The sequence below is a fragment of the Nostoc sp. genome, assembly GCF_036916985.1.
GTDB lineage: Bacteria > Cyanobacteriota > Cyanobacteriia > Cyanobacteriales > Nostocaceae > Nostoc.
The window spans coordinates 223,207-234,993 of the sequence record NZ_JBALFD010000097.1; the positions used below are offsets into that span (position 1 = coordinate 223,207).

Sequence of the window (11,787 nt, forward strand, 5' to 3'; positions counted from 1 at the left end):
TCATGGCAATACTAAATCGTTTGCGATCAATCGGGATCTGCGGTTTGCAATTGTCACAAATTAACTGTTCAATTCCTGGCGATTAGAAATCGCGGCTACACAGACAAAACCCACCTGCGTGGGTTAAAAGCCCTTGATTTTGTATTAGTTCACGGAAGTGGACTTGGTTTGTTTAGTAGCGAATTATATTCACCTAATACTTTTCAAACATCCTCTAAAGGATACTCCACAGTTTACAATAGCTTGCATATAACAATATTTGAATTTCTGGAAGTTAATGATGAACAAAATAGTTCTGATTACAGGTGCTTCTAGCGGAATTGGCAAGGCTACAGCCGAAAAACTTCTTGATGATGGTTATTTAGTCTACGCATCTGCACGACGCATTGACAAATTGCAAACTTTAGCTGCTAAGGGTGCAAAAGTTCTGGAATTGGATGTTACTCAAGATGAGTCGATGAAGTCAGCAGTAGATTTTATTATTCGTGAATCAGGCAGAATCGACATTTTAGTTAATAATGCCGGCTATGGCTCCTATGGCGCATTAGAAGATGTTCCTATTGAGGAAGCTAAATATCAGTTTGAAGTAAATGTCTTTGGACTAGCAAGACTAACTCAGTTAGTGCTTCCACAGATGCGAAAAAACTCCTTTGGGAAGATTGTAAATATTACATCAATAGGAGGTAAGATTTATGAGCCTTTGGGTAGTTGGTATCACTCAACTAAATTTGCTGTTGAAGGACTGAGTGATTGTCTGCGTTTGGAGCTTAAGCCTTTTGGGATTGATGTGATTATTGTGGAACCAGGAGCAACTCTGACAGAGTGGGGAGCGATCGCAGTTGAAAAATTATTGCAGACATCAGGTAACACCGCCTACGCAACAGCGGCTCAAACTGGAGCAAAATTATTAGCTTTCACCAGTGACGAGAAACTTGCATCAAAACCCGAAGTCATTGCAGACACAATCTCAAAAGCTCTCAAAGCGAAAAAACCCAAAGCACGTTATGCAGCAGGAAGTGGGGCAACATTTTTAGTAACATTTCGTAAATTTGCCAGTGATGGGCTAATGGATTCCCTGATGCAATTTATGATTAAGCAAGCATCACGACGGTAATAGAGACGGCAATTTATCGTATCTCTCTAACTAGGAATTTGATAATATTAACAAAGTCAGCGATCGCCTGTTACCCAACTTTGGCGATATCTACGATGGGTCACGCCCTCTTCAGCAGAGAGAACAAAAACACTATGGCAAAGCGTAAAAAAAGCAATCTCCAGTGGATTAAAGAAACGCTTGAACTCAAACCCGATCATCGCTGGGAATCGCCATCAGGCTACAAAATTTTTGTAGCAGATAGAGGCGCTGTTCGCTTCAATGTTCCCCAGGATTGGGTTTTTGAGCCACAAGAAAAATCTTTTAAGTTCATGGATAAAAAACCGCCCAACGATGATTGCTGCCTAGAAGTATCTTTCAATCGCCTGCCACCCAACGACTGGAGCCAGTTTCCGCTAAAACCCACCTTGAAAAAAATTATGGAAGACGACAGTCGTAACGTTATTGCCAAAGGAGAAATTGTTACCATCAAGCGTCAAACTGCCAGAATTGTCTGGACAGAGATCAAGTTTATTGACACTCAAGAAGAACCACGGGAAGCTTTTTCCCGGACTTGCATTGGTTTAGGTTCAAATGTTCAGTGCTTGATTACATTCGATTATTGGGCAGATCAAGCAGAACAGTTAATACACGTTTGGGATGAAGCGATGCGTAGTCTCACGTTAGGGTTATATATCCGTGACCCCATGACTGGTCTAGCTTTCCCAGACTGAGCCATAAGTTTGTGAGAGGAACTATGCTAACAACAACTCGACAGCAGCAGTTTGATGCAATTGTGATTGGCTCTGGAATTGGTGGGTTGACGGTTGCCGCGCTCCTATCTAAGCTTTATCACAAAAGCGTTTTAGTGTTAGAACAGCATTTCACCCCTGGGGGATTCACCCATACCTTTGAGCGCAAGGGAAAATTTCTTTGGGATGTGGGGCTGCACTATGTTGGAAATATGGGAGATGGAGACACTGGCAAAGCTGTGTTTGACTATCTCACCAATGGCAATTTGAGTTGGCATAAGATGCCCGATCCGTTTGAAAAATTTGTCTACCCGAACTTCACCTTTGAGGTTTATTCTGACCCCAATCGCTTTCAGTCTGATCTAATCCAGCGCTTTCCTCGCGAGCAGACAGCTATTCGGCGGTACTTTAAGGATGTCCAGAAAGCGGCATTTTGGTTTGGGGCGCATTCAATGTTGGAGCTATTTCCGGTATTGCTGCATCCTCTACTCAGGCGGTTTGTTCGTCATTTTGGGGCTATTGCTAGACAAACGACCCAGCATTATTTGAACAGACATTTTCAAGATGCCCAACTCAAAGCATTACTGGCTTCCCAGTGGGGAAATTATGGCTTACCGCCATCTCAAAGTTGCTTTGGCATTCATGGTGCGATTGTTACCCATTATTTTAAGGGCGGCTGGTATCCTGTGGGTGGGGCAAAGGCGATCGCGCAAGCCATTATTCCCGTGATTGAACAGGGGGGTGGTGTCGTCATCACCCAACGCCGAGTCACAGAAATCTTGTTGGAATCCGGGGTGGCAGTGGGAGTGAAAGCCCAATATACAGCACATACCAAGGCAGACTTGGAAACGTACTTTGCACCTATTGTGGTGTCTGATGCCGGAGCCTTCAATACTTATGTAAAGCTGATTCCACCCAACTACGCGCTGGCAGAGCGCCAGAAAATTCAAGCGTTTCCAAAAAGTAACAGTATGGTGACGGTATATTTAGGGTTAAAAGAAAGTCCACAGCAACTAGGGTTTCAGGGTGAGAACCATTGGATTTACACGACCTATAACCACGATGCAATTACCCAAGATCCACCCATCTCTGCTGATAATTTACCTAAATTCTGCTATCTCTCATTTCCATCGCTGAAAGATCCATTAGCTGAGGGGCATACGGCAGAAATCATTGCCTACGTTGACTATGATTTCTTTTCGCAGTGGCAGGAACAATCCTGGCGACGGCGAGGCACGGATTACACTGAACTGAAAGCCCAAATTACCCAATCCCTGATTCAGTTAGTGGAGCGCCACTATCCTGGCTTTCAGGATTTGATTGAGTATGCCGAACTCTCGACTCCACTGACGGTAGAACACTTTGATGCTAGCGATCGCGGTGCTATCTTCGGCATTCCCTGTATTCCTGAACGCCTCGATCAATCCTGGATCGGGGCTAGAACACCAATTAAAAATCTATACCTGACTGGAGTCGATACACTTTCACTCGGCATTATGGGAGCGATGATGGGTGGAGTGAAAACAGCAGGTGTTTTAAATGGAGCATTCGGCTTTTTTAAGATTATGACAACCATCATGAGAAGGTGACAGAGAAAGCTTTACGAGTATATGACATTGATAAACCCAGACATGAGATGTTACTTAAGTCATAATTTAACTAGTTACTTTTATCACTAGTGTATAGCTGTTTGAAATCATATCCTTATAAACATGAGACATCAACCAGATTAAGGTTTCCAGAACTTTAATCATACAATTTACCAAAGGAAATGTAGTCATGAATATCAAACAAATTCTTGCTGGTGCAGTGCTTCTTTTACCATTTGCTGTTACTTCCATTCCTTCGCAAGCGTCAGCATCACAGGTTATTGTTAATCCCCATAGTCCTAATAGACCTGCTCAAATAATCGCAAACAAACCACCACAAATTAAGCGTTATACACCACCAGTGAAAAAGAAAGTGCTAGTTCCTGCACATTGGGAAAAAACAAATCATGGTCGCAAGTGGGTTGCGGCTCATTATATATACAAGTAAAAATGCCTGAAACCTTAAGCAATTAGGATATAAGAAGATTTCACTTCTTATATTCTCTCTCTATTTTTAGTAGGGAGAGTGTTAAATGCAAGGCAATAAAAACTTTTTACTTAATATTTGAGAGATACTCATGAAATTGGCATCATTGACAAATATTTTGGTTGCAGGTGCGATCGCTCTCGGTGCGACTGCAACCATCAATCAGCCAAGTCAAGCCGAAAGTCGGCGAGGATTTTATTGTGACACATCAGGAAACAAACCCGTAACTGTGTACACAAATTCCAGAGGTGTCTCTGAGCCTTGGATTCGCTGGACTTCCAATTACTTCAAAGACGCTGGTTACAATAAACTGACGCGCTGTCAAGACGTAAGCCACCGCTTGGAAACTTACCGTCGCAACAGAGAACTGAAGTTTATTACTGTTGGTAGAATGAATGGACAAAATGTGGTTTGCACCGCAAATCAAGTTAGTGGACGCTGTGAAAACTTGATATTGACCCTCAAACCCAATGAAGATGGTGTGCAAGCGCTAAATAATCTCCTGGCTTGGCACCAACCCCTGAGTAAAAGCAATAGAACACCTTACGTTGATTTGAGAGAACATCTAGGGATTCCCAAAGAATAGATACAGCTATTTCCAGGTAAGTCAACTTAACATGAAAAGGGCGGTTATAAACCGTATCTACACAGGCAAAACCCACCTCCGTGGGTTTCAAACACTCAATTTTTCTTTAGTCCGCCTCCGCGGACTTCGTTTGTGTAGCCGCGAATTCCATTCGCCCTGGCTTTCATTTGACACGCCCAAGCATTGCTGTACCGCTACCACAGATAGTTTTTCCTGTGCTAAATTTGAAGCGGGATAGTAATAAAGTTACAAAGCTATAGTTTAGGTTCTGTATGCCTAACTGGTGCGCCAAGCTTTTGCATAAGCGTATACCGCCGAGTACTTTAAACTATATCGCTTGATTAGCTCAGTTGGTAGAGCAATCGACTCATAATCGATGCGTCACAGGTTCGAGTCCTGTATCAAACCCCAGGAAGTTAGCTCACTGGTAGAGCAATCGACTTATAATCGATGTGTTGTAGGTTCGATTCCTATACTTTCACCCAACCCTGTCCGGGTTAAAAGACAATACCCTCCCAAGGTAGCCAATATGGTACGGATCTTAACAGATTCGAGACCCCTCCTTTTCTCAACTCTGCGGTGCAAGTGTTCTGCTGTCGGTCATCACTCGTGATGCTTGGTAGCCACAGTTAAGGAGCAAGCGCAACTGCATTTTTCCCTAACTTGAGTATGTCCCTTCGTTTCCTACATCTAATTTTCCTGTGGGATTCTAGATTGGCAAATGAACGGCATATCTGAGCGCGGTTCTTTTTTCTAGATTGCCATTGAGCAGTTTGGGAAAATTAACAGCAATCTTAATCCAGCTTTGGAGAAGCTTTTGCCCACACCTAAACTGTAAACACTTGCATTAGCAGAGTAAAAAATATTTTGTATTCTGTACAGCAAAAATCTCAGCACTACCCCATTAGCGACTGAAAGTAATAGACATCTCCAGAAATTAAAGATGCGTTACCCAAAACCCTTGTAGAGACGTAGCAGTGCTACGTCAAAACAATTCTTTTTCGGAGATGTCTAATCTAGAAAAGTTGTAAATTGATAATTTAGCACTTTTGCGATCGCATGGTTTAGCTGAATATAATACTGCCGACGAAATAGCCTTTGCAATGGGAAACTGTAAAAACTTGCACTGGCAGAGTAAATAAATCTTTTGTAGTATATAGTAGTACATAAGCGAAAACCAATCCTTTAGCCTTTGTCTACTCCAGGACTTGATCTGTGAGACATAGGTGGTATTTGAGTTCAAGCAAGGTTATAAATGTTGTTATCAAATCTTCTTAACTGGTTGCGTTGGCGTAGCCCGTCGTAGACATCGCTACACCCAACCCAGGCATTGCAAAGCTTACCTAAAATATCAAGCAAATTCTTTATGCAAATTACTATGTGGCAAACATTTTATCTTAAACCCAACGAAATCAGCATTTTATATCACCGCAGTGACTTTAAGAAAATTTTGCAGCCAGGTACACACACATATTTTGGTCGGCATTGGCAAGTCAAAATTTATGACCTCAATCAGCCACAAGCTCAGATTGAAAACCTAGAATTGTTGTTGCGAAGTCATGAAGCCGAACTGCAACAACATTTATTGATTATCAGAACCGCATTTAACCAAGCTGCTTTAGTCCGTTGTGGTCAGAATTGGGTAAGCGTTGCACCAAATCAATTACGAGCTTTTTGGCGTGGTTTTATCGAGGTAGAATCTCACCTGTTCAACTTAGAAGAAAGCTTAGAATTGCCTAGTTTTTTTGTGCAGCAATTGCGCTCAGTTGCCTTGAATGGACTGAAAAAGTTCCAAATCTCCGAGTCTGAGATTGGTTTGCTATATCTGCAAAATAATTTTGTGCGACCTCTACAATCAGGAGAGTATGCTTTTTGGTCAGTAGATAGAGATGTTACTGTCAGAACTCTCAGCCGAATTATCCCTAACCCAGATTTTCCCCTGGAAGATGTACTCATTGAAAAACATCCCGACTTTATTGCTGCCTACTGTCAAACCGTGCAATTACTGGCTTCACAAGTAGCAATTGTCCGATATCGAGGTAAAGTAATTTCTATTTTGCCGCCTACAAGCCGTAAGTTGTTTTGGCAGGGTGTTGAAGTGGAAATTCTCGATATCAGCGCTGATGCTCAGTTACAGCCTGCTTTAGTGGCTGAGTTGGTTGAGGGTTCAACAGAAGTGAAATTGCTCAGTCGCAACTGTTTGCATATTTGCCAAGTTCCCGCCCAGCACGTGGGACTAGTATACATTAATCAAGAGTTTCAAGGACAGCGATCGCCAGGGGTACATGCTTGGTGGTTATTCGGACGCTCTTTTCAAACCGAAACCATTGACCTGCGACTACAAAACATGGAAGTATCTGGTCAAGACATCCTCTCTAAAGATAAAGTACCTCTGCGGTTGAATTTGACCGCAGGCTTCCGCATCCAAGACCCATTGAGGGCAAAAAACGGGTTATCAGATATTTCCGGCTTCTTGTACAAGGAATTACAGTTTGCTTTGCGTGGTGCAGTCGGCGAACGCAACTTAGATGGTTTATTAGAAGATAAAGGTGCAATTGATAGAAGTATATCTGAATACATTCGCCAGAAAGCCGCAGAATATGGAATTGAAGTAGATTCTGTAGGTGTCAAAGATATTATTTTACCTGGTGAGATTAAGAATATCTTGAGCAAAGTAGTGGAGGCAGAAAAAACCGCTCAAGCCAACGTAGTCAGACGTAGAGAAGAAACTGCTGCTACCCGCAGTATGCTAAACACTGCCAGAGTGATGGAGGATAACCCAGTTGCGTTGCGGCTGAAAGAACTGGAAGTATTAGAGCGCATTGCAGAGAAGATCGATCGAATTCAAGTTAACGGCAGCTTGGATAATATTTTAACAGACTTGATTCGGATGAATCCACAGTGATGGCATCAATAAAGTTAGTATGACTTATCAATCACAAATCTAACTCCTACCTCAGAAGCAAATATGTGACAAAATAATATTGTTGTCTTAATAGCCAATGCGATTCGCTTACAACCTATGATTTCTACTATCTCGCGCCGCTACAGCTTAGATGAATATCGCGCGATCGAAGAAAAAGCCGAAGGACGCAGCGAATATCGAGATGGAGAAATTGTACCCATGCCTGGAGGAACGCTCAAACACAGCCGCATCGGTCGGAACATTCTGACCTATTTTAGTACAGTGCTGCGCGATACTCAATTCGAGCCGATTAACAGCGATTTACGGCTGTGGATTCCTGAACATCGACGCGGAGTATATCCAGACGTAATGATTTTTGATGGCGAACCGCAACTAAATGGCGATCGTTTAGATGAAGTCTTAAATCCTGCGCTGATTGTTGAAGTTCTATCTCCTTCCACCGCAGATTATGACCGACTCAGCAAATTTCGGATGTATCGCTCAATTGGGAGTTTTAGGGAATATTTATTAGTCGAACAGGATGAACCTTTTGTAGAACGCTATAGCAAACAGGCTCAAGGTTGGTTGCTCAGTGAATTTAGCGGCTTAGAGCTATCTATTTCTTTAGATTCAGTTAGTATTGAATTGCCGATGGCGGAAATTTATCGTGGCATTGTTTTTGAGTAAATGAGTTTGGGTTGAATCTGTTGTGCTTTGTGACAATGTATGAGTTAGAAGGGATGCGATCGCAGGTTATCCGGCTATAAATTTACTGTGAGAACCTTGAAAAGATTCTAGCGCATCCATACCATCACAAAGCAATACAACAGAATCTAATCTAGGTGATATGTGTTTGACCTCCTGCTTTTGCAGTAAAAAAATCGAGATAAACTCGTTGATTTCAGATTTTGTAGTTCCTGGCTGAAAAAATGCTAAGAAAAAAGAATACGATCTCAAATGAATTGCACGAAGAATTTTTTTGCGCCCATCATTTGATATAAACTGTGCAAAACCAATTCTATGAATATCCGGTTCCCAGCGTAATGCTTTGTCGTCTGGTAATCCCATTTCCTTAAGTTCCGATACCGAGAGGAAGCCAGGAGGTACAATTTGTAGAAAAAGCTCGAATTCAACTACAGGACTAGAGGCATTAAGTATGTATGGAACTAGCGGTGGATATACAAAATCATCAAATTTATGGATTCGTGCCGAATTGTAACACAGCTTTAAAAGCCATCGACATAGTAAATCATAATTGTATGAGAAATTTACGAACTCTCCACGCTCATGAATACGAAAAAAATATTTATCCCATAAAGCACATATATAAGCATCAAGTTGAGACAATACACCATTGTTGCAAACATCACAAATATCTCTAAGTTTGGGTTCAGTCTCAACTACTTTATCCAATCGGGAAAGCCAAAAAGAGTGCTGCTTATCTCCTCTCGACTTCTGTAGCCGTTGATGCAAAGAACGTGCCCAAAGATGTTCCTTAGTAAGCTTTGTATCTGTACGATTACAGTATGCACATGGCTGTTTAGATTGCATTGTAAATAAAGAGACTAGTAAGCTAACTCTCTCAGCATAACGCCTACAATTAATGTATGAATTCATCCGCAGCTATTCCCTTCCCAATCTTCGTACTTCAAGCCATCAATATGGCTGAGTTCGCGGGTGTTGTGGGTGACAAGTGTGAGGTCATTTGCTAAAGCGATCGCAGTTGAGTATGCATTATGGGCGACTATTAGGGTTTTCAATCATTAATCCCTCACTTACAACTGCTGCATTCAACTCATTATCTGCGGACACAAAGGTAATAGGAGGTAATCCATTAGCAATGGAAATGGTGTTGACTACACGACCTACTGCTAGTTGGATAGCATCATAACCTCTTAAACCATAACTTTCAGATAATACCATTCCAGAATTAATGATATTTTCTGTGATTTCAACAATTTGATAGTCTTTCTGTAAATCAATTTTGAATTGATTGCGTGTGATTGTCGCATCTGTAATGCTAATACTTCCACTGCGCGATCGCCTGGTAATTGCGGCTATAATTTCCACACCAGTTATTGCTGCAATAAATACCTCATTATTGAGAGCCGGATCAAATAACCCCAAAACCCAAACTGATCCAGTTTCGCTAATATAACGCTTAACTAATGCGCTACTGTCTAGAAAATAAACTGCCATCTAACGGCGTTCCTCAATGATACTTTCAGAAACAGGCTTTCCCTCAGCATGAATTAGTCGTCGCTCAGTTATTGGCTCGTAAGTAGGATGCTTGATTTGTTTTACTAACCCAGAATCGATCAGGGCTTGATGAAATGCTGCTTGCTTAACAGTTTCTTCATTATCAGCAAGATACTTTTGAATTGTCTGATTAAGCTGCTGAAGCTCTTTTATTTCAAGTGTCTCAAGCTGCTTAAGTATTTGGTTCAGAGTTTCTATTGCCATACTTTTGTAATTTATATTTCTATTGTTGATGATTTTCACCTATAAATCATAGCAAATTATCTAAAACTGGTATGATTTATCAGTAAACTTAACTTTGTTTATAAACCATTTCTATTCTCAACTTATCATTCTCCATTCTCAACTTATCATTCTCCATTCTCAACTTAGCATTTTCCTCCCTAATCAACTCAATTTCATTCCTCTTACTCAATGCCTGATTAATTGCCAGCTTCCGCATATCTAGCGAGAACCAACGCTGATAAGTTTGGGTATGAACTTGCACACTATGCCCCAAATTATCCGCCGCCGCTTTAATTGGTATGCCCAAAATATGCGCCCGAATCGCCCAAGCGTGACGTAAATCATAAGGTTTAAAATCCAATCCTATCTTGCGAAACCACCAACTAACTCGCTGTGTTAACGCCGTTATCTCTGCATGATTAGTGTTATCTTTTTTAGCGATCGCACCCCTTAACATCTCTACATATTTAGGATTTCTCAAATCAAAGTCATCAATCCATTGCCGATGTAATGGTAATGCTTGTCTCTCACCAGTCTTAGAATCTTTATGAACTTTCCATGTCAAATCTGTATTTTCTTGACTCAACCACCAATCAATATCAGGATTAATAAAAAGTTCCCGTGGACGTAAACCAAAAACTGCTAACATTCCATAAGTCCAGCGCCAAAGTTGCCAACTATCTTGAACATTTTGATTAACTTGATTACCTCGATTATTTTGATAATCTTCAAACTTGATAATTCCCTCAGATATTTCTGCATCGGTCGGTATATTTCGGGAATTATTCTCTGGCATTTTGGAATATTTCGATAAATCAATTTCGATATTGAATGTCACACAAAATGCTGCGATCGCTCTAGCTGCATTATACTTAGCCCAGTCTTTATCGATTTGTTCAATTGAACTGATCAGATTGTCAGCAGTTGCTAAATCTTGAGGATTGGTAAATCTCTTGGTACGGGAAAAGTAATAAAAAAAAGTGTGTTCGCTTTTAGTTGTGCGTTTGTGAGTTTTAAAATACTCTTCTTCAAATTTTGCAAGCAATTCCCCTATGGTTTGAAAATCTTTTCTAATTGCCTCATTTCCTAAATATTTATCATTCCATTCAAAAGTTTTACGAGCAATTAACTTTCCTAATTCATAAGCTTCTTCCTCAGCCGTCTTGAGTCCATCCAAGTTAGCGGGAATATTCAAACTGAGATTGTATTGCTTTCTCCCAGTACCGTTGCTGTCTTTGTCTCCCGGTTTAATTGGTAACGTCGCCCGTAATTGCAGACTTCCATTCGATTCTCTAATTGTCACCTTTGCCTTTGCAGACTTCAAACGCAGATTAACTTTTTCTAATTCTAGTAGTACTTTCGTTCTCATGTGTTCTTTTTGCTGCTGTGCTTGCAGAGATGAGCAAAAAAATGGGCGATTTTTTAATCGCCTTGGCTCAGGACAACATTTAGATGATGGGTGAGTCCTGAACCTGATTAAGCATCGCTGTGTTTTTAGCCTATATTTAGGCTAAAAAAAAATGTGTTCTCAGAAAACAATGTTTAGCAGAGACATTGCTTACTGCAAACATTAGACTCTTGAAAAGAATTAAACCACAAAAAGGATTACTCCGGCCCTTATCACGGTTATGACGGCTTCGCCATCTTCGCTCGTGATATGGACTTGGCACTCAACAGCCCAACCTGGTCATTAATTGGCGCTCCTTGGAATGAAAAAGCTCAGGCTAAGAAGGCTGAAGCTAAGGCTAAGGCTGCCGTCTAGGGAAATGGGAGAGAGCGATAAGTAAGGATAACCTGGGGCTAAAACCCCAGGGGGGAGTTGGGAATCCAAAATTCAAAACTGAAAAATTAAAATTTCTTTTGATTTTTGCATTTTGAATTTTGAATCATA

The 11,787-nt window shown here is 41.1% G+C and carries 11 protein-coding genes, 2 tRNA genes and 2 pseudogenes; 10 read left to right on the forward strand and 5 right to left on the reverse strand.

The window, feature by feature from the left end; genetic code table 11:
• The first annotated feature begins 277 nt into the window (after positions 1–277).
• From V7L07_RS32505 to V7L07_RS32545, 9 genes are all read left to right on the forward strand, one after another.
• The gene (locus V7L07_RS32505; RefSeq protein WP_335063657.1) at positions 278–1,114 is read left to right on the forward strand and encodes an oxidoreductase; all 837 of its coding nucleotides are present in this window, start codon (positions 278–280) and stop codon (positions 1,112–1,114) included.
• 134 nt (positions 1,115–1,248) lie between these two features.
• A complete protein-coding gene (locus V7L07_RS32510; protein ID WP_335063658.1) occupies positions 1,249–1,827 on the forward strand; it encodes a hypothetical protein in 579 nt (192 codons plus the stop codon).
• 23 nt (positions 1,828–1,850) lie between these two features.
• Positions 1,851–3,434, forward strand: coding sequence for a phytoene desaturase family protein (locus V7L07_RS32515; RefSeq protein ID WP_335063660.1), 1,584 nt, complete (start codon positions 1,851–1,853; stop codon positions 3,432–3,434).
• Positions 3,435–3,624: 190 nt separating this feature from the next.
• Positions 3,625–3,882 carry a hypothetical protein gene (locus V7L07_RS32520; RefSeq protein WP_335063662.1) on the forward strand — a complete coding sequence of 86 codons (258 nt, stop codon included), beginning with the start codon at positions 3,625–3,627 and terminating at the stop codon, positions 3,880–3,882.
• A 130-nt stretch (positions 3,883–4,012) separates the two neighbouring features.
• Complete coding sequence (locus V7L07_RS32525; RefSeq protein ID WP_335063664.1) at positions 4,013–4,507, forward strand: COP23 domain-containing protein; 495 nt, start codon at positions 4,013–4,015, stop codon at positions 4,505–4,507.
• A 335-nt stretch (positions 4,508–4,842) separates the two neighbouring features.
• A tRNA-Met gene (locus V7L07_RS32530) sits at positions 4,843–4,918 on the forward strand.
• A tRNA-Ile gene (locus V7L07_RS32535) sits at positions 4,918–4,992 on the forward strand. Before V7L07_RS32530 ends, V7L07_RS32535 begins: the two co-directional genes overlap by 1 nt.
• An 893-nt stretch (positions 4,993–5,885) precedes the next feature.
• On the forward strand, positions 5,886–7,412 hold the full coding sequence (locus V7L07_RS32540) for a slipin family protein (protein WP_335063912.1): 1,527 nt from the start codon (positions 5,886–5,888) through the stop codon (positions 7,410–7,412).
• Positions 7,413–7,529: 117 nt separating this feature from the next.
• Positions 7,530–8,099, forward strand: a complete 570-nt coding sequence (locus V7L07_RS32545; RefSeq protein ID WP_335063666.1) for a Uma2 family endonuclease — start codon at positions 7,530–7,532, stop codon at positions 8,097–8,099.
• Positions 8,100–8,165: 66 nt separating this feature from the next.
• Here V7L07_RS32545 and V7L07_RS32550 read toward each other — a convergent pair whose 3' ends face one another.
• The 5 genes and pseudogenes from V7L07_RS32550 to V7L07_RS32570 form a co-directional block, all read right to left on the reverse strand.
• Positions 8,166–8,963, reverse strand: coding sequence for a hypothetical protein (locus V7L07_RS32550; RefSeq protein WP_335063668.1), 798 nt, complete (start codon positions 8,961–8,963; stop codon positions 8,166–8,168).
• Between the two features lie 62 nt (positions 8,964–9,025).
• Positions 9,026–9,172, reverse strand: coding sequence for a hypothetical protein (locus V7L07_RS32555; protein WP_335063670.1), 147 nt, complete (start codon positions 9,170–9,172; stop codon positions 9,026–9,028).
• Complete coding sequence (locus tag V7L07_RS32560) at positions 9,147–9,611, reverse strand: type II toxin-antitoxin system VapC family toxin (protein ID WP_335063672.1); 465 nt, start codon at positions 9,609–9,611, stop codon at positions 9,147–9,149. Before V7L07_RS32560 ends, V7L07_RS32555 begins: the two co-directional genes overlap by 26 nt.
• Positions 9,612–9,914: a hypothetical protein gene (locus V7L07_RS32565; RefSeq protein WP_335063673.1), complete on the reverse strand. Its 303-nt coding sequence runs from the start codon at positions 9,912–9,914 to the stop codon at positions 9,612–9,614.
• Positions 9,915–9,963: 49 nt separating this feature from the next.
• Positions 9,964–11,307 (reverse strand): annotated as a pseudogene (locus V7L07_RS32570) (site-specific integrase); the annotation flags it as partial.
• A 183-nt stretch (positions 11,308–11,490) separates the two neighbouring features.
• Between V7L07_RS32570 and V7L07_RS33605 the strand changes: the two are divergent.
• Positions 11,491–11,658, forward strand: a pseudogene (locus V7L07_RS33605) (nitrogenase molybdenum-iron protein alpha chain); the annotation flags it as partial.
• Positions 11,659–11,787 lie beyond the last annotated feature (129 nt).

Bases quoted from the DNA above. Each gene is read 5' to 3' on its own strand.
- V7L07_RS32505 (WP_335063657.1), top strand. From the start codon at position 278: ATGATGAACAAAATAGTTCTGATTACAGGTGCTTCTAGCGGAATTGGC.
- V7L07_RS32510 (WP_335063658.1), top strand. From the start codon at position 1,249: ATGGCAAAGCGTAAAAAAAGCAATCTCCAGTGGATTAAAGAAACGCTT.
- V7L07_RS32515 (WP_335063660.1), top strand. From the start codon at position 1,851: ATGCTAACAACAACTCGACAGCAGCAGTTTGATGCAATTGTGATTGGC.
- V7L07_RS32520 (WP_335063662.1), top strand. From the start codon at position 3,625: ATGAATATCAAACAAATTCTTGCTGGTGCAGTGCTTCTTTTACCATTT.
- V7L07_RS32525 (WP_335063664.1), top strand. From the start codon at position 4,013: ATGAAATTGGCATCATTGACAAATATTTTGGTTGCAGGTGCGATCGCT.
- V7L07_RS32540 (WP_335063912.1), top strand. From the start codon at position 5,886: ATGTGGCAAACATTTTATCTTAAACCCAACGAAATCAGCATTTTATAT.
- V7L07_RS32545 (WP_335063666.1), top strand. From the start codon at position 7,530: ATGATTTCTACTATCTCGCGCCGCTACAGCTTAGATGAATATCGCGCG.
- V7L07_RS32550 (WP_335063668.1), bottom strand. From the start codon at position 8,963: ATGCAATCTAAACAGCCATGTGCATACTGTAATCGTACAGATACAAAG.
- V7L07_RS32560 (WP_335063672.1), bottom strand. From the start codon at position 9,611: ATGGCAGTTTATTTTCTAGACAGTAGCGCATTAGTTAAGCGTTATATT.